This is a genomic window from Bacillus sp. Root131 (assembly GCF_001429475.1).
Taxonomy (GTDB): Bacteria; Bacillota; Bacilli; order Bacillales; family Bacillaceae_G; genus Bacillus_A; species Bacillus_A thuringiensis_S.
Map to the genome: position 1 here is coordinate 1 of NZ_LMJQ01000001.1, position 17,290 is coordinate 17,290.

Sequence of the window (17,290 nt, forward strand, 5' to 3'; positions counted from 1 at the left end):
CGAATTCAAGAAAAATTAAACCACCTATCCCCTAAAGAATTTAGGGAACAAGTGGTTTAGGTGTTTTGATTGGTGTCCCGTTTTCGGGGTTCACTTCAACTATCAAGGGGTTTTTCATATGATCCCGGAGAGGATCGAACTCACGACCTCCACCCTGTCAAGGTGGCGCTCTCCCTGCTGAGCTACGGGATCCCAACTATAAATATTACCACCAGCAATGTGTTTTCATTTCATTCGTGTAATCGGAGGATTTGTATAATCTGTTGAATATTGTAACATTTGATGTATTCCTATAATAGCAACAAACTTTAATAGTGTAAAGATGTAATTTTCTGAATATTATCATTCCAATTTTTATATAAAAAAATAAGCTCCGAAGAGCTTATTTTAATAATAATATTACCGCAATTATCAATGATATTATCAAAAATAAAATCATAAATAATGGAACTCAGTCATGAGCTATCGCCCTGTAACTGTCATTCCTGCTGTGTAAATTGTATCAATAGAACCGTCAGCGTCTTTTATTTCGACTTTATAACGATATGTTCCATCCTCATAAATATCATCGCCATATCCTGTGAAAGTTGCAATTTCATCATTGCTTCCAGCTGGGACCCATTGATTTTGCCAACGGAAGTTGGTTTCAAATTCTCCCCATCTATCGCCATATTTCTTTTCAAGGCTGACATTGTAATGAATTTCTTCCGCTCGGTCATTTGTAATTCTTGCAATTACGCTGTTACCAAAAGTAACTTGTGTAGAGTGTACCTGAACTGTAACACCGTTCACCGTTTCGCTAGGACCACAAATATAACGACAGAACTCGCTTGCTCCGTCAGCATGTGCCTTTGGTGTATCAATGTTCATAGCTGTTAAACCACCTAAAGCTAAAGCTCCTGTTAATAATACTTTACCAAATGTTTTCACTTGAAATTCCCCCTAAGTATATTCTCAATTCGTTCCATAGATACCACATTAAGTAGTTTTATAACATTAATCTAATCGAACGCTTTTTTCCTCGAGTGTATTCGCTATGAATCTTTCATCTTGTAGTAATCTAACCTCTACATATAATTTCATAGTTTTGATTCCATATATGTATCATGATTTACATAGAGCAAATCTGTTAATACGTTTTGGTTATTTACTTATCACACTGCTTTTTATTACCTTTTATTGGTAAAACGTTGATTTTATTATATACCATTATTATCTATTTACAAGAGAAAATCATACTGTATGCAAAAATGCATAATAAAAAACACTGCTTGTATTCTGAATTACAGAATACAAGCGGTGCTGAGTTTCAATTAATATTTGATTGGAACCTAATGCTAATTTTTTATGTTTAACAGTATACATATATCACTGTTTTTTAGTCATAATTGATAAACCTTGTTCAGAGGACGCTATTCCTGCTGGGCTACGGAATCTTCAAAAGGGAAAGTATAAGCGATTATGCTAGTAATGTATGAAGGGATAATGATAAGAAGAAAATTCAGTGAAAAGTAGTTTTTGAATGTAGCCGTTATATTATTTCCGGTATTTATCTAAAGGATTTTCATCGCTTAAATCAACAATTAAAGGGCATAAAAATAACAGTGGTAAAGCGGCGTTAGCTTGATGAAAAGTATCATTAGACATATATTGTCTTCCAAAACAATACGGACAATCTTTTTCAAATGTTATGAGAAGCGACCATACGTCTTTTACTTTCCACTTCGTTTTACAATACGTACAACGCGCCATTGAGTTCCTCCTCATTTTAAGGTGTTTTCTAATATATTCTACTTTATTGTACGAAAGTCATTTGAATTTGATGTGGCAAATTTCTGCGTTCTCTTTAATAAGTGGACTAGTTAAATCTCTACTATTCCAAACAAGAGCAACGTTTGCTTTTTGTTTTAAAATTCGTTGGCATTCAATTTTGAAAGCCTCTTTATCAAACCAATGAAATGCTTGGGCAACAGTTACTAAATCTACACTATTTTCTTTTAAAGTGGTATTTTCAGCAGTTGCTTTTATGGATTGAAAACGAGAATATAGTTTTGACGATTGCTCAGCCATCTTCCTCATATCATTATTTGGCTCAACTCCAATAACATGTAAACCACTTTCAAGCAGCTGGCGGCTAAATATCCCCGTACCCGTACCTGAACCAATATCAGCTACAATCGGATTTCCTTTCAGTTGGTTAGCTGAAAGTAAGTAATCAATATATTCATTAGGATAACTAGGACGATATTGTGCATATATATCGGCCCTGTCAGTAAAATTTTCTGTTGTTTTCACAGTACTACCTTCTTTCTTACAATATTATGTACAGAAATAGAAATTAAATATGAATTTCGGCATCAGTCTCTAAGTCTACCACTTAAGAGTCCAGCTAAATAGAAAGCCTCAGTTTCTGTATTCAAATATCCTTCATCCGTTTAGTATACTATTTTAGATAATATCTTCCAAAAGGCTATAATGGCTTACTTAAATAAATCCACATAACTGTATGTTTTTATGAATTTATTTAATAATTTATGAGCAGTTATATGTCGTATTACGTTTACGTAGGTAAGAGATTTTCATTTTTGCTATTTAAATTGGCCAATATATCCTTTTTACAATTTACTGAAAATCATGTATAACAGAGATACAAGATTATTTTATAAATATTCAGGAGTAGAGGGAGAAAAGTTGTAATGGTAAGAAAAACGTTCAAGATGCGCGTGTCTAGAAATAGAACGATTTCGATTAATGGATCGATTCTTGATGTGGATGTTACACATGATGAATTTTTACAAGAGTTTGTTGAGTGGGTTGATTCTAAAGGTTGGTCGTTTATGGGGATAACGGATGAGATTACGCCCGAGGAAGCTAGTCAAAAGTTAATAGATTCGTTGATTGATGAGAAGGATAAGAAAGAGTAATTCCTTCTTATTTTTATTGTATATTTATGTTCTTTATCGTAAAAATATGATATAGTAAAAAATAGTGAAAATTCTTCCAGTTTAATACAAATTACATATGATTGGTAGATATATTATTTTGTTAAGGGATTAAATGGAAAAGGGAGAGTCATATGGTAAATTTTAAGAAAATTTCGGTTTTTATTACAGTTATTTGTTTGTTTTTGTTGACACCTATGACATTGCGTGCTGAGACGAATATTGGAGTAAATCCAGAACAAGTTGCACCACCACCTGCGGAAGGACCAAATGTTTTTAGTCAGTTTGCAACGACAATTGATGCGAAAACAGGAGATGTTTTGTATGACAAAAACGCATATCACCGCGCATATCCTGCTAGTACGACGAAAGTGTTAACAGCGATTCTACTCATGGAGCATACAAAGCCAGAGGATCAATTTACATTTTCACAATTAGCATTAGATCAAGAGAAGAGTAATTATCAAATTGAGTTTCAACCTGGAGAGACAATTAATAGAAATACTGCGCTTATGATTTTAATGGTGCTGAGTGCGAATGATGTGTCGTATGCGATTGCGGAGCGGATTGGCGGGAGTGTTGAAAATTTCGCCAATATGATGAATGAGAAAGCAAAGCAATTAGGAGCGAGAGATAGTCACTTTGTAACACCGAATGGATTGCATGATCCGAATCATTATACGACGCCATATGATATGGCTATGATTACGAAAGGTGTGCAAAATTATCCTGAAATTTTACAAGCGATGAATACGAAAAGAACGACAGTTACGACGTCTAGGCAGACGGTGTCTATTTTTAATAAATCTAATTTTTTTGAAAATCCATATAGCATTGGCGGTAAGACAGGGTTTACGAATGAAGCGCGTAATACACTTGTTTTATTAAATGAGAAAGATGGAAATCGTATTATAAATGTAGTAATGGCTTCTCAAAGACCTGAAATTTATGAAGATTTGAAGCAGATGGCGGACTATTCTTTTGGTCAATTTGTGAAGCAAACTGTACTAGATAAACATAGTTGGCATCAAAAAACAACATATTTAAATAAAGATATTAATAGTGAACTTGAAAAAAGTGCAGAACTTATGCTTAAGAAAGATGAAGGGAAAAATGTGAAAACTATTTTCCGGGCAGCTTCATTAGATAAAGAATCTTTGTATCATAAAGGAATTCATCGTGGTGAGGTAGTTGGTGCAGTTGATATTACGAAAAATAATCAAACAATTGCGACGGTAAATGTTCTTTCAACAGAAGATGTCACTTTTGCGATGCCTAAAAAAGATACAATTGTATCAGAAGAAAAAGAGTCAAATGTGAAAGTAATAAGTGTTGGGGTAGGCGCACTTGTACTATTTGGAGCCATTTTATATGTAGTGCTACGCCGAAATACAAAAGGAATGAAAACAGAAGAAAAATAACGTATTAGTAAAAAGGCTGTGGAGATTTTATCACAGTCTTTTTCTATGCTAAAAATACTTTTAACTAATAATTGTAAATTTTCTTATTGCAATAACCTAAAGTTCGTTATATCATTTACTTGTGTTCTTGTTAAAGAACGAAATGAACATTGCATACTTCAAATAATATAAAACAACGGAGAGGGAGAGAGTCGATGAAATTAATTTGGAAGGTAATTAGCAACGCGATCTCATTTGTTTTATTTGCATTGATGGTGTTTTTAGCTTTTGTAGTTATTTCTTCAAAAGCAAGCGGTGGTGATCCCACAGTGATGGGATATCAATTTAAGAGCGTTCTTTCAGGATCAATGGAGCCAACGTTTTTAACAGGATCAATCATTGCAATAGAACCAAACAAAGATGGTTCTAAATATCAAAAAGGTGATGTTATTACCTTTAAAGAGAAAGATCAAAAAATTATCACTCACCGTATTATCGGTGTAAAAGATACAAATGGAAAAGTAGTGTATGAAACAAAAGGGGATAACAACAACGGACCAGATTTAGAGCCAGTACTTGCAGAAAATGTAGTTGGAAAGTATGCAGATATTACAGTTCCGTATGTTGGGTATTTACTGAATTATGCGAATTCAAAAGCGGGAGCAGCATTACTTCTTATTATTCCAGGAGTCTTTTTACTTGGTTATTCCGCGATTTCTATTTTTGGTGCTATTCGTAGTATTGACGGAGAAAAGAAAGATAAAAAAGTAGAACAATCCGTCTAGTTCGTTTGGTTATACTTTCCGTTTAGGAAGTTAACAAATATATATTAAGGGGATATGGACATGACTTTAAAGAAAAAATTAGGAATGGGTATTACATCAGCAGTACTAGGAGCAGCGTTAGTTGGTGGAGGAACATTTGCGTTTTTCAGTGATAAAGAAGTGTCAAACAATACATTTGCGGCTGGGACACTGGATTTAGCATTAAATCCATCAACAGTTGTTAACGTATCGAATTTAAAACCTGGGGATACAATTGAAAAAGAATTTAAACTAGAAAATAAAGGCTCTTTAGATATTAAAAAGGTTCTACTGAAAACAGATTATAATGTAGAAGATGTAAAGAAAGATAATAAAGATGATTTTGGTAAACATATTAAAGTAACATTCTTAAAAAATGTAGATAAGCATGAGACAATTGTGAAACAAACTACTTTAGATAAATTAAAAGGTGACACACTTACAGCTGTAGATAATGATTTATCGGCTTGGTTCTGGGATGAAAAAGGTATTTCAGCAGGTAAATCTGATAAATTCAAAGTGAAATTTGAGTTCGTTGATAATGGAAAAGATCAAAATCAATTCCAAGGCGATAAGTTACAATTAAATTGGACGTTTGATGCACAACAAACAGCAGGTGAAGAAAGATAATAACAAAAAGGGCTATCACATGGATAGCCCTTTTTCTATTTTTCTAGTATTTGTCTATCAATTTTAATAGTTCTTTACTATAATATAGATAATGTTCTGTATAAAGAACGTAATGTTCGATGGGGGAGATTAAGATGCTGAAAAGACCGCGGAATTTTAAAAAGATGCTTATATTGCCGTGTATGTGTTCTATTACGTTTTATTTAGGATCTCAAATTATGACGTATACAGAAGCGGCGTTCATTCATGAAACGAAAGTGGAAGCGACGCTTTCTACAGCAATTATATTTCCGAAAACAGTTAATACGTTAAAAGAGCAATCTGAGAAACATAAACAGTTTATTGAGCGTGAGTATGGAACGATGAAGGGGAAATCGAAAGCAACTTCTATTGAAGAAATAAAACAGGCGATTTCTGTATGGCAACAAGGGCGTGAGAAAATTGTTGCTGAGAAGGAAGCTCTGCAAAATGTATATACTGAAATAGAGGCTCCTTACAATCAAATACAAGAAGAATTAAAGGTAAATAAAGATGAGTCGATGCAGCAAGTGTCCGTATATGTAAATGAAGGCTTTCGCAGTATCAAAGAGAAACATGACTATATTGAGAAAGAAATTAGCTTGAAAGCTATTGATGAGCAAATTCAGGCTCTTCAGCAACAATTAAACATTGCAATTGAAGCGGAAGGACAAAAGAAAGCCGAAGAACAAAAGAAAGTAGAAGAACAGAAGAAAGCCGAAGAACAAAAGAAAGTAGAAGAACAAAAGAAAGTAGAAGAACAGAAGAAAGTAGAAGAACAGAAGAAAGTAGAAGAACAAAAGAAAGCCGAAGAACAGAAGAAAGTAGAAGAACAGAAGAAAGTAGAAGAGCAAAAGAAAGCAGAAGAACAGAAAAAAGCGGAGTAACTGCTGTAGTGAAACGGCTGGAAAACAAGAATGTGGTGCAAGAGATAATGAACGAATAAGCAAAACTAGTAATATTTATATGAGTGTGAGGGAACGTTAGCCCTCACCTCTTTGTTTTTCTTTTTTCTTATAGTATTAAATGCATTTGAGTGTGAAAAAAGTTATAAATCATCATTATTTTTTCTGAAAAATCTAAATAATATTGAGAAATAAAAATAATTGAAAATATTAATAAATATGTGTTGTGTTTATATAGGGTTGTTCGTTATAATGAACATAAGGTTTTTAAAAAAGAACACATATTAGCTAAGCTAATATAGTTTTCTTTACATCTCTTATTGAAAAATAAGTGATAAAAATATAAAAAAAAGCTAGGGGGAATTGATTGTGAGTCTGAAAAAGAAATTAGGTATGGGAGTTGCATCAGCAGCATTGGGGTTAGCTTTAATTGGTGGAGGAACATTTGCATTCTTTAGCGATAAAGAAGTATCAAACAATACATTTGCAGCTGGGACGTTAGACCTTACATTAAACCCTAAGACGCTTGTAGATATTAAAGATTTAAAACCAGGGGATTCTGTTAAGAAAGAGTTCTTATTACAAAACAGCGGTTCGTTAACTATTAAAGACGTTAAATTAGCAACAAAGTATACTGTTAAAGATGCAAAAGGTGATAATGCTGGTGAAGACTTTGGTAAGCACGTTAAAGTAAAATTCCTTTGGAACTGGGATAAACAAAGTGAGCCTGTATACGAAACAACTTTAGCAGACTTACAAAAAGTTGATCCAGATCTTTTAGCTAAAGACATCTTTGCTCCTGAGTGGGGAGAAAAGGGTGGATTAGCAGCTGGTACAGAGGATTATCTATGGGTACAATTTGAATTTGTAGATGATGGAAAAGACCAAAATATCTTCCAAGGTGATACATTGAATTTAGAATGGACATTCAATGCTAACCAAGAAGCTGGGGAAGAAAAATAATAAAAAAGCGGGTATTCCCGCTTTTTTTTATAAAGAAAAAGAAGTGCTGGTTGTAAGCACTTCTTTCTATTATTATTTTTGATTTTGCTTCCACTTTGTAAATTCAAGAAATTCACGAAATTGTTCTTTGGAGACACCAGAGTTCATTGCATCTTTAACGAGTTGTGTCCATTCGGAGTCTAGGTTAGTTGCCTTTGTTGTTTCATCATGAAGTAAAGTATCAACTGGAATTTGTAGAACTGCTGCGATCTTTTCAAGAAACTGAATGGAAGGGTTTTTTTGTAAATTTCGTTCTATAGAACTAATGTAAGATTTAGCAACGCCAGCTTTTTCGGCAAGTTCAGTTAATGAAATACCTTTTTGTAAACGAAGGCGTTTTATACGTTCTCCAATCATATTTGCGCACCTTTCTATCAATATGTAGTTGTCTTATGATGTCATTATTATAACATAAACTTCGTTAAAAAGAACAAACCTATTGAGCCTGACTGGATGGCTTCATACGTTGGAAAAATTGTTCGATGTCTTGCATGGCGATACCAGCATCTAGAGCTTCAAGTATTAAATCAATCCATTCTTGATCCAGTGCGTCTGTCTTATCTTTGTACAAATGTAATTCCTCCCTAATTATCGGTCATAATTGCTGCTACAGAATACATGATAATGCAATCGGACTTTGTGTTTTATATAGTGAATTATCAAATACTTTGTAGATGAAACAAAGATAAAATCCCCATTAAACTCCCTCTATGGAAATTATAAATTGTTCGATAAAAACTTTCAATATTTTCAGAAAACATTGTTGAATTGTGATATATCCGTATGCTAACTATGAAATTTTTACAAATATATTAAAAACATTACATAATATGACTAAATATTGAAAAAATATTGAATTTTTAATAAAATTTAATTTGTAATACATATTATTTATTAGGGGAGGAAATAAGGGATGAACAAGAAACCGTTCAAAGTTTTGTCATCGATCGCTTTGACAGCTGTATTAGGCCTTTCATTCGGAGCTGGCACTCAATCGGCATATGCTGAAACACCTGTGAATAAAACAGCTACGAGCCCAGTGGATGATCATTTAATTCCAGAAGAGCGTTTAGCAGATGCACTGAAAAAACGTGGGGTAATTGATTCTTCAGCTTCAGAGAAAGAAACAAAGAAAGCTGTTGAAAAGTATGTAGAGGACAAAAAGGGTGAAAATCCTGGGAAAGAAGCAACAAATGGGGATCAACTTACGAAAGAAGCATCTGACTTTTTAAAGAAAGTGAAAGATGCGAAAGCAGATACGAAAGAAAAACTAAATCAGCCAGCAACAGGGACACCTGCAGCGACAGGACCAGTTAAAGGCGGACTAAATGGTAAAGTACCAACTTCTCCAGCAAAACAAAAAGCATATAACGGCGATGTTCGTAAAGATAAGGTACTTGTTTTACTTGTAGAGTACGCTGATTTTAAACATAACAACATCGATAAAGAACCTGGTTATATGTATTCGGAAGACTTTAACAAAGAACACTATGAAAAAATGTTATTCGGTGATGAGCCATTCGCGTTAGAGGATGGAAGCAAAATCGAAACATTTAAACAATATTACGAAGAGCAATCCGGTGGTAGTTACACAGTGGACGGAACAGTTACAAAATGGTTAACAGTTCCTGGTAAAGCTGCTGATTATGGTGCAGATGCTGCTACAGGTCATGATAATAAAGGACCAAAAGGACCACGTGATCTAGTAAAAGATGCATTAAAAGCAGCTGTAGATAGCGGTCTTGATTTATCACAGTTTGATCAGTTCGATCAATACGATGTAAATGGTGATGGAAATCAAAATCAACCAGACGGTTTAATCGATCACTTAATGATTATTCATGCGGGTGTTGGACAAGAAGCTGGCGGTGGTAAATTAGGTGATGATGCAATTTGGTCACATCGCTGGACAGTTGGACCAAAACCATTCGCAATTGAAGGCACACAAGCGAAAGTTCCATATTGGGGCGGAAAGATGGCAGCATTCGACTACACAATTGAACCAGAAGATGGCGCAGTTGGTGTATTCGCGCATGAATATGGCCATGATTTAGGTTTACCAGATGAGTATGATACAGACTATACGGGTCATGGTGAGCCAATTCAAGCTTGGTCTGTTATGAGTGGCGGCAGCTGGGCTGGTAAAATCGCTGGAACAACACCAACGAGTTTCTCACCACAAAATAAAGAGTTTTTCCAAAAAACAATTGGTGGTAACTGGGCAAATATCGTAGAAGTAGATTACGAGAAATTAAATAAAGGTATCGGTCTAGCAACATATTTAGACCAAAGTGTTACGAAATCTAACCGTCCAGGTATGATTCGTGTTAACTTACCAGATAAAGATGTAAAAACAATTGCACCAGCATTTGGTAAGCAGTATTACTACAGCACAAAAGGTGATAATCTTCATACAACGTTAGAAACACCACTGTTCGATTTAACGAATGCAACGAATGCGAAATTTGATTTCAAATCGTTATATGAAATCGAAGCAGAGTATGATTTCCTTGAAGTACATGCTGTAACAGAAGATGGTCAAAAAACGTTAATTGAAAGACTTGGCGAGAAAGCAAATAGTGGAAATGCAGATTCGACAAATGGAAAATGGATTGACAAATCATATGATTTAAGTCAATTCAAAGGTAAAAAAGTAAAATTAACGTTTGAGTACATTACGGATGGTGGTTTAGCATTAAATGGTTTCCTACTTGATAATGCGTCATTAACAGTAGATGGTAAAGTTACATTCTCAGATGATGCTGAAGGTACACCACAATTAAAATTAGATGGTTTCGTTGTATCTAGCGGAACAGAGAAGAAAAAACATAACTACTACGTAGAGTGGAGAAACCATACTGGATCAGATAGCGCATTGAAATTTGCTCGCGGTCCAGAATATAACTCAGGTATGGTTGTATGGTATGCAGACTCAGCTTACGCAGATAACTGGGTTGGTTTACATCCAGGACATGGTTTCCTTGGTGTAGTTGATTCTCATCCAGAAGCAATTGTAGGAACTTTAAATGGTAAACCAACAATTGATAGTAGTACACGATTCCAAATCGCTGATGCGGCATTCTCATTCGATAAAACGCCAGCTTGGAAAGTTGTATCTCCAACGCGTGGAACGTATACGTATGATGGCTTAGCGGGTGTAGCGAAGTTTGATGATTCGAAAACGTATATTAATCAACAGATTCCAGATGCAGGACGTATTTTACCGAAGCTTGGTCTGAAGTTTGAAGTAGTAGGACAAGCTGATGATAATTCTGCAGGTGCTGTTCGTTTATATCGTTAATACTGTGAAACTACCGAGAGATTTTCTTTCGGTAGTTTTTTTGTGAGCAATGAATTTTATATAGTTGAAAAAGTCATATATAATGTAACTTTAAGAATAGAAATTTATTATATATGAAGTCTATATAAATAATGAAAGAACTGGATAAAAATAGTGGGAGAAGGTGAGTGAATGAGTATTTCCTCTATTGTAAGTAGGCAAAAGGAATATTTTTTAAAAGGGCATACGAGAAGCATCGAAATGAGAAAGAATAATTTGAAGAGGCTTTATGAAGGCATTCAGCGTTTTGAAGAAGAAATATTTCAGGCATTGAAATTAGATTTAAATAAGTCAGTTCACGAGTCGTTTACAACGGAAGTTGGATATGTATTAAAAGAAATTTCTTTTCAATTGAAACATATGTCATCGTGGAGTAAACCAAAGCGAGTTCGAACAGCACTGACTCATTTTGGATCAAAAGGAAAAGTAGTGCCAGAACCGTATGGTGTTACGCTTATTATTGCACCGTGGAACTATCCGTTCCAATTAGCAATTGCACCACTTGTAGGAGCACTGGCAGCTGGAAATACAATCGTTTTAAAGCCGTCAGAGTTAACGCCAAGCGTTTCAAAAGTGCTTAAGAGAATGTTAGGTGAGTTATTCCCAGAAGAGCTTGTAGCGGTAGTAGAAGGTGGCGTTGAAGAGAGTACATCTTTGCTGAGGGAACCGATTGATTATATTTTCTTTACTGGTAGTGTTGGCGTTGGAAAAGTTGTAATGGAAGCAGCAGCGAAACAGTTGACGCCGCTTACGTTAGAACTTGGCGGGAAAAGTCCTTGTATTGTACATAAAGATGCAAAGATAGAGATGACAGCAAGAAGAATTGTTTGGGGTAAGTTTTTAAATGCAGGGCAGACGTGTGTAGCGCCTGATTATATGTACGTGCATTCTTCCGTGAAAGAAAAGCTAATTGAGGCAATGCGACATGAAATTACAGAGCAGTATAGTAAAGAACCTTTGCAAAATGAAAATTACGTGCGTATTGTAAGTGAGCGTCATTTTGAACGATTATGTCGATTTTTACAAGATGGTCAAGTCGTAATTGGTGGAAACTATAAGAAAGATACATTACATATTGAGCCGACAGTACTAGCGGATACTACATGGCAAGATGCTGTTATGGAAGATGAAATTTTTGGCCCGATTTTACCAATCATAGAGTACGACAATATAGAAGATGTAATTGGCACAATTCAGCAACATCCGAAGCCGTTAGCGTTATATGTATTTTCTGAAGATAAAGAAGTACAAAAGAAAGTGACGAGTAATATTTCATATGGTGGAGGCTGTATTAATGATGTTGTCTATCATCTTGCCACGCCATATTTACCTTTTGGGGGTGTTGGAAGTAGTGGATTAGGGGGTTATCATGGGAAAGAAAGTTTTCGGACTTTTTCACATTATAAAAGCATTTTAGCCCAATCTACAGCATTCGACATGAAAATTCGTTACTCTTCTACAAAAAGTGCTTTAAAATTCATACGAAAGTTGTTAAAATGATGATGGTGTTTATCAGTAGGCGCAGCCGTATGATAATAGCCCCTTCGCAATGGAAGGGGTTTTTCTGTTCGACGTTATGTATCATGCGAAAATGAATCAAACATACTACATAAAGAATAGAAACGAACGCTTGCTAAATAACCATTTTTGTTTGGATCGAAACAAAAAATAGTCTATAGAACATAAATATTTATTCATGAATATAAAAATTTAAAATTTAAGGTAGATAGGACGGGAAAATGAAAAAGATTATTAAAGTTGAAGCAGTTGAAAAACATTTTGGAAATCAAGTGATTATCCCACCTCTTTCTTTAGATATTAAAGAGGGAGAGTTTTTAACAATTTTAGGGCCGAGTGGCTGCGGGAAAACGACTTTACTTCGTATGATCGCAGGATTTGAAACTCCAACTAAAGGGAATCTTTTATTAGATGATGAAAGAATTAACGATTTACCGCCATATAAGCGTCATATGAACCTAGTGTTCCAACATTACGCACTATTCCCACATATGACAGTGGAGAAGAATATTTGTTTTGGTATGAAAATGCAGAAAGTATCAGCAGCAGAGCAGAAAGAGCGTGCTGAAGAGGCAATGCGTTTAACGCAATTACTTGAGTTCCGTAATCGTAAACCTGCGAAGCTTTCTGGTGGACAACAGCAGCGTGTTGCAATTGCAAGAGCAATTGTAAATAATCCGCGTGTATTACTATTAGATGAGCCACTTGGAGCGCTTGACTTTAAGTTACGAAAAGACTTGCAACGTGAATTGAAAAACTTACAACGTAATTTAGGAATTACGTTCATATACGTAACGCACGATCAAGAAGAAGCAATGAGCATGAGCGATCGTATCGTGGTTATGAATAAAGGACATATCGAACAAATCGGAACGCCGAAAGAAATTTATAATAAGCCGAAAACGTTGTTCGTTGCGACATTCATCGGTGAAAATAATATTGTGAAAAACGGGGAAGGCTATGTAGCAATTCGCCCTGAAAATGTAAAAGTACGTTCGGTTGAAGAACCAATTTTAAAAGAATACCATCTTGGACATATTGAAGATATAGAGTTTGTCGGAAATATGGAGAAGCTTTATGTACGTGATGAGAAAACATCAGAATTACTAATGGCATATCAAACTGCTGAAGAGGCAGCGCAGTGGAGCATTGGAGATAATGTATATGTAGGCTGGGAGCAAGAGGACGAGGTGACCTTAAATTGAAAAAAGGGAAATTACTCGCACTACCTACAGTCGCGTGGTTATTAATTTTCTTCCTAATCCCGCTCGTATTCGTATTAGGATTCGCCTTCATGCAGCGCGGAGCTTACGGGACAGTAGAAATGCAATTTACGCTGGAGAATATATCCCGTGTGTTTGATCCATTGTACTTAGGGACATTATGGGAAACTGTTAAAATCGCAGTTATTACTACAGTAATATGTTTATTAATTGGTTATCCATTTGCGTATACAATTACAATTGTTGACCGCAAATATCGTTCTATTCTTTTATTATTGGCAACGATCCCGTTTTGGATTAACTTTCTTGTTCGTTCATACGCATGGATTGTTATTTTACGTTCACAAGGCCTTGTGAATACGTTGTTATTAAAGCTTGGTATTATTAGTGAACCGTTAAATTTATTATATAATACTCCTTCTGTAATACTCGGAATGGTCTATTCTTTATTACCATTTATGATCTTACCAGTGTATGCAGCAATTGAGCAGCTAGATAAGCGTAAGCTAGAAGCGGCTTATGATTTAGGAGCAACACCAATAAAGGCATTTTGGAATATAACAGTGCCGATGACAATGTCAGGAATTGCGACTGGTTCTATTTTAGTATTCGTTTCTTCTATCGGAATGTTTGTTGTATCAGACGTGATGGGCGGATCGAAAGTAGCATTAATCGGAAACGTTATTCAAAACCAATTCTTAGGTGCACGTGACTGGCCGTTTGGATCTGCGTTATCGATTATCGTTGTTCTATTCTCTGTTCTGTTAATTTACTTATATTATCGTGCAACGAAAGTATATAAATATAATGAGAACGGAGGGGAATAGGCAAAGATGAAGAAGTTTTTAGTTTCTTATTCTTGGTTAATTTTGTTATTCTTGTATTTTCCAATGATGGTTTTAATGGTCTATTCTTTCAACGACTCTCGCATTAATGCGGAGTGGGAAGGTTTTACATTCCATTGGTATACAGATTTATTTCAAAAACAAGATGTTATTGATGCATTTGTAAATAGTATTACGATTGCAGTTATAACAACGATTGTGACAACGGTACTTGGCGTATTCTTTGCGATTGCTTTACATCGTTATAAATATCGTTTCGAAGGGGCTATTAATGGCCTTGTATATTTACCAATTTTAATTCCTGATATTTTAATGGGATTATCTTTACTAATTCTTTTCAGTCAGTTAGGAATGGAACTTGGACAAACAACGATTATTATTGCACATATTACATTTAGTATTTCGTTTGTTGTTGTTATTTTAGCTGCGCGTCTTTCAAGTATGGGACGTGACTTAGAAGAAGCTGCAAATGATTTAGGAGCAACGCCTTGGCAAACGTTTCGTTATGTAACGTTCCCAGCAATTGCACCGGGAGTTATTTCGGCAGCATTATTAACATTCACATTATCAATTGATGATTTTGTAATTAGTTTCTTCGTATCAGGACCAGGATCAACAACATTGCCATTATACATTTACAGTATGGTTAAGCGCGGAGTATCACCAGAAATTAATGCTCTTTCTACAATTTTAATTGTTGCTATCGTAGGATTAATGGTTCTATCTGAAATCTTCCGTAACAAAGGTGCAGATGGTGAAGAAAACTCTGGAGGACACCTTCCTTTATAATACGAACGATATAGAAAGTACGAGGGGGTAATAAACCGATGAAATTAATGAAAAGAATAGCTGGCGCAGCAATTAGCTTTAGCCTTGTTGCTGGTGTACTTGCTGGTTGTGGTGAAAAAAAAGAAGAATTAAATATTTATAGCTGGGCTGACAATTTTGATGAGCAAGTGCTAAGAGATTTTGAAAAGAAATATAATGTGAAAATTAACTATGATAAGTACGCAAGTAACGAAGAAATGCTTGCGAAATTACAAGCTGGTGGCGCAAAGTATGATTTAATTCAGCCATCTGATTACATGGTTAAAACAATGGCGAAAATGGATTTATTAGCGCCGTTAGATAAAAAGAATATCCCAAATATCGAAAACATGGTTTCTAATTTCAAAACACCGGCGTTTGATCCAGAGAATAAATATTCTTTAGTGTACACTTGGGGTGTAACAGGGATTGCATACAATAAAAAGTATGTGAAAGAAGCACCTACAAGCTGGGCTGACTTATGGAATGAGAAATATAAAGGACATGTAACGTTACTAAACGATTCTCGTGAAGTATTAGGAATGGGTCTTAAGAAGCACGGTTTCTCAAACAGTACGAAAGAAGATGCAGAGTTAAAGACAGCAGCAGATGATTTAAAGAAGCTGCTTCCAAACTTATTAGCATTTGATACAGACAACATTAAACAAAAATTCATTACAGAAGATGCTTGGATCGGAACAGTTTGGTCTGGAGATGCAGCATTTATCGCAAAAGATAATAAAGATGTAGAATACGTTGTACCAAAAGAAGGCGGCACAATTTGGGCTGATACGTTAGCAATTCCAAAAGGTGCAAAACATAAAGAGCTTGCTGAGAAATTTATGAACTACTTACTAGATGAAAAAGTAAGTGTGAAAAACTACGAGTCAATTGGTTACAGTAATCCAAATGAAAAAGCTCATCCTCTTCATAGTAAAGAATACCGTGATAATCACATGATTTTCTTAACGAAAGAAGAGTTAGATCGTACAGAATGGCTTGTTGATGTAGATGATAAGTTAAAAGACTATGATCGTTACTGGACGGAGCTAAAAACAAAAGGTAAATAAGTAAGGAAATGCGGTTTCTAAAGTAGAAATCGCATTTTTTCATAGTAGGAGGAAATCGTTTGAAGAAGAAGTTACATCAATATGAGATAATGTGTATTGCTTTATTATTTGCTGTATTTGGTATTGTTGCTTGGCGCGTACATGCAGGTGGCGTTACCGTGATGGATACATATGTCCGTGGATTAGTAAAAGGGCTACAAACGGAGAGTTCCCTTACATTTTTCTCGTACTTTACAAAATTGGGATCAGCAATTGGGATAGTCGCTACGCTCGTTATAAGTTTGCTTGTTTTTTGGAAGAAGCGTTATTATGCTACGATGATTGTGTATCCACTGGGAATTTTAATAACACATCTTGTGAATAAAGGGATAAAAGAGATTGTACAGAGAGAACGTCCGTCATTAAATGAAGCGCTAGATGCACTTGGATATAGTTTTCCTAGTGGACATGCAATGCTATCAATTATGACATTTGGATTTCTTGCTTATATCATTGCTGCTAATTTGAAAAGCATAGCTGGGAAATGTGTCACAACGATTTTGATGGGCACAGTAATTCTATCGATTGGATTAAGTAGAGTCATTTTAAATGTACATTACCCAACTGATATTTTAGCTGGTTACTGCGTAGGTTGTATTTTGTTAGTTATCGCTATTTACTATCATCGTTTACTTACTGAGAGATTGGGGTTTAATAAAGAGAGATAGAAAAAACGCCTGGAAAAACTATCATTATAGTGTTCCTAGGCGTTTTTTGTTTGTATAAAGATATGATACAGTATAAGTGA

17 protein-coding genes, 1 tRNA gene and 1 pseudogene are annotated in these 17,290 nt (G+C 35.1%); 13 read left to right on the forward strand and 6 right to left on the reverse strand.

The window, feature by feature from the left end:
* Positions 1 to 119: 119 nt before the first annotated feature.
* From ASE54_RS00005 to ASE54_RS00020, 4 genes and pseudogenes are all read right to left on the reverse strand, one after another.
* A tRNA-Val gene (locus ASE54_RS00005) sits at positions 120 to 192 on the reverse strand.
* Positions 193 to 462: 270 nt separating this feature from the next.
* On the reverse strand, positions 463 to 930 hold the full coding sequence (locus ASE54_RS00010) for a hypothetical protein (protein WP_000846651.1): 468 nt from the start codon (positions 928 to 930) through the stop codon (positions 463 to 465).
* 606 nt (positions 931 to 1,536) lie between these two features.
* A complete protein-coding gene (locus tag ASE54_RS00015; protein WP_000090226.1) occupies positions 1,537 to 1,752 on the reverse strand; it encodes a hypothetical protein in 216 nt (71 codons plus the stop codon).
* A 75-nt stretch (positions 1,753 to 1,827) separates the two neighbouring features.
* Positions 1,828 to 2,295 (reverse strand): annotated as a pseudogene (locus tag ASE54_RS00020) (class I SAM-dependent methyltransferase); the annotation flags it as partial.
* A gap of 401 nt (positions 2,296 to 2,696) precedes the next feature.
* Here ASE54_RS00020 and ASE54_RS00025 point away from each other — a divergent pair.
* The 6 genes from ASE54_RS00025 (at position 2,697) to calY (ending at position 7,661) form a co-directional block, all read left to right on the forward strand.
* Positions 2,697 to 2,924 carry a hypothetical protein gene (locus ASE54_RS00025; RefSeq protein ID WP_000251862.1) on the forward strand — a complete coding sequence of 76 codons (228 nt, stop codon included), beginning with the start codon at positions 2,697 to 2,699 and terminating at the stop codon, positions 2,922 to 2,924.
* 152 nt (positions 2,925 to 3,076) lie between these two features.
* Entirely contained in the window at positions 3,077 to 4,363 is a 1,287-nt protein-coding gene (locus tag ASE54_RS00030) for a D-alanyl-D-alanine carboxypeptidase family protein (protein WP_000247041.1), read from the forward strand.
* A 194-nt stretch (positions 4,364 to 4,557) separates the two neighbouring features.
* On the forward strand, positions 4,558 to 5,127 hold the full coding sequence (locus ASE54_RS00035) for a signal peptidase I (RefSeq protein WP_000767804.1): 570 nt from the start codon (positions 4,558 to 4,560) through the stop codon (positions 5,125 to 5,127).
* Between the two features lie 60 nt (positions 5,128 to 5,187).
* Positions 5,188 to 5,775, forward strand: a complete 588-nt coding sequence (locus tag ASE54_RS00040) for a CalY family protein (RefSeq protein ID WP_000172852.1) — start codon at positions 5,188 to 5,190, stop codon at positions 5,773 to 5,775.
* A gap of 134 nt (positions 5,776 to 5,909) precedes the next feature.
* The gene (locus tag ASE54_RS00045) at positions 5,910 to 6,680 is read left to right on the forward strand and encodes a DUF4047 domain-containing protein (protein WP_014895204.1); all 771 of its coding nucleotides are present in this window, start codon (positions 5,910 to 5,912) and stop codon (positions 6,678 to 6,680) included.
* 387 nt (positions 6,681 to 7,067) lie between these two features.
* On the forward strand, positions 7,068 to 7,661 hold the full coding sequence (gene calY / locus ASE54_RS00050) for a biofilm matrix protein CalY (RefSeq protein WP_000053713.1): 594 nt from the start codon (positions 7,068 to 7,070) through the stop codon (positions 7,659 to 7,661).
* A 72-nt stretch (positions 7,662 to 7,733) separates the two neighbouring features.
* Here calY and ASE54_RS00055 read toward each other — a convergent pair whose 3' ends face one another.
* A complete protein-coding gene (locus ASE54_RS00055; RefSeq protein WP_000578875.1) occupies positions 7,734 to 8,057 on the reverse strand; it encodes a helix-turn-helix domain-containing protein in 324 nt (107 codons plus the stop codon).
* Between the two features lie 79 nt (positions 8,058 to 8,136).
* Positions 8,137 to 8,271: an anti-repressor SinI family protein gene (locus ASE54_RS00060; RefSeq protein WP_000276219.1), complete on the reverse strand. Its 135-nt coding sequence runs from the start codon at positions 8,269 to 8,271 to the stop codon at positions 8,137 to 8,139.
* Between the two features lie 342 nt (positions 8,272 to 8,613).
* On the opposite strand from ASE54_RS00060, the gene inhA1 reads away from it, so the two are divergent.
* From inhA1 to ASE54_RS00095, 7 genes are all read left to right on the forward strand, one after another.
* Positions 8,614 to 11,001 (forward strand): M6 family metalloprotease immune inhibitor InhA1, encoded by a 2,388-nt coding sequence (gene inhA1 / locus ASE54_RS00065; protein ID WP_001035950.1) that lies wholly within the window; start codon positions 8,614 to 8,616, stop codon positions 10,999 to 11,001.
* A 171-nt stretch (positions 11,002 to 11,172) separates the two neighbouring features.
* Positions 11,173 to 12,540: an aldehyde dehydrogenase gene (locus ASE54_RS00070; RefSeq protein WP_000028385.1), complete on the forward strand. Its 1,368-nt coding sequence runs from the start codon at positions 11,173 to 11,175 to the stop codon at positions 12,538 to 12,540.
* A gap of 239 nt (positions 12,541 to 12,779) precedes the next feature.
* A complete protein-coding gene (gene potA, locus ASE54_RS00075) occupies positions 12,780 to 13,763 on the forward strand; it encodes a spermidine/putrescine ABC transporter ATP-binding protein PotA (protein WP_000720333.1) in 984 nt (327 codons plus the stop codon).
* A complete protein-coding gene (potB, locus tag ASE54_RS00080; RefSeq protein ID WP_000715500.1) occupies positions 13,760 to 14,608 on the forward strand; it encodes a spermidine/putrescine ABC transporter permease PotB in 849 nt (282 codons plus the stop codon). Before potA ends, potB begins: the two co-directional genes overlap by 4 nt.
* 6 nt (positions 14,609 to 14,614) lie before the next feature.
* Entirely contained in the window at positions 14,615 to 15,415 is an 801-nt protein-coding gene (gene potC / locus ASE54_RS00085; protein WP_000714192.1) for a spermidine/putrescine ABC transporter permease PotC, read from the forward strand.
* A gap of 38 nt (positions 15,416 to 15,453) precedes the next feature.
* Positions 15,454 to 16,503: a spermidine/putrescine ABC transporter substrate-binding protein PotD gene (potD, locus tag ASE54_RS00090; RefSeq protein WP_000772489.1), complete on the forward strand. Its 1,050-nt coding sequence runs from the start codon at positions 15,454 to 15,456 to the stop codon at positions 16,501 to 16,503.
* Positions 16,504 to 16,562: 59 nt separating this feature from the next.
* A complete protein-coding gene (locus ASE54_RS00095) occupies positions 16,563 to 17,210 on the forward strand; it encodes a phosphatase PAP2 family protein (protein ID WP_000727778.1) in 648 nt (215 codons plus the stop codon).
* Positions 17,211 to 17,290 lie beyond the last annotated feature (80 nt).

Coding starts and splice junctions, on each gene's coding strand:
- potA (WP_000720333.1), top strand. CDS start 12,780: ATGAAAAAGATTATTAAAGTTGAAGCAGTTGAAAAACATTTTGGAAAT.
- potD (WP_000772489.1), top strand. CDS start 15,454: ATGAAATTAATGAAAAGAATAGCTGGCGCAGCAATTAGCTTTAGCCTT.
- ASE54_RS00055 (WP_000578875.1), bottom strand. CDS start 8,057: ATGATTGGAGAACGTATAAAACGCCTTCGTTTACAAAAAGGTATTTCA.
- ASE54_RS00030 (WP_000247041.1), top strand. CDS start 3,077: ATGGTAAATTTTAAGAAAATTTCGGTTTTTATTACAGTTATTTGTTTG.
- ASE54_RS00040 (WP_000172852.1), top strand. CDS start 5,188: ATGACTTTAAAGAAAAAATTAGGAATGGGTATTACATCAGCAGTACTA.
- ASE54_RS00070 (WP_000028385.1), top strand. CDS start 11,173: ATGAGTATTTCCTCTATTGTAAGTAGGCAAAAGGAATATTTTTTAAAA.
- inhA1 (WP_001035950.1), top strand. CDS start 8,614: ATGAACAAGAAACCGTTCAAAGTTTTGTCATCGATCGCTTTGACAGCT.
- ASE54_RS00035 (WP_000767804.1), top strand. CDS start 4,558: ATGAAATTAATTTGGAAGGTAATTAGCAACGCGATCTCATTTGTTTTA.
- ASE54_RS00045 (WP_014895204.1), top strand. CDS start 5,910: ATGCTGAAAAGACCGCGGAATTTTAAAAAGATGCTTATATTGCCGTGT.
- ASE54_RS00025 (WP_000251862.1), top strand. CDS start 2,697: ATGGTAAGAAAAACGTTCAAGATGCGCGTGTCTAGAAATAGAACGATT.
- potC (WP_000714192.1), top strand. CDS start 14,615: ATGAAGAAGTTTTTAGTTTCTTATTCTTGGTTAATTTTGTTATTCTTG.
- ASE54_RS00015 (WP_000090226.1), bottom strand. CDS start 1,752: ATGGCGCGTTGTACGTATTGTAAAACGAAGTGGAAAGTAAAAGACGTA.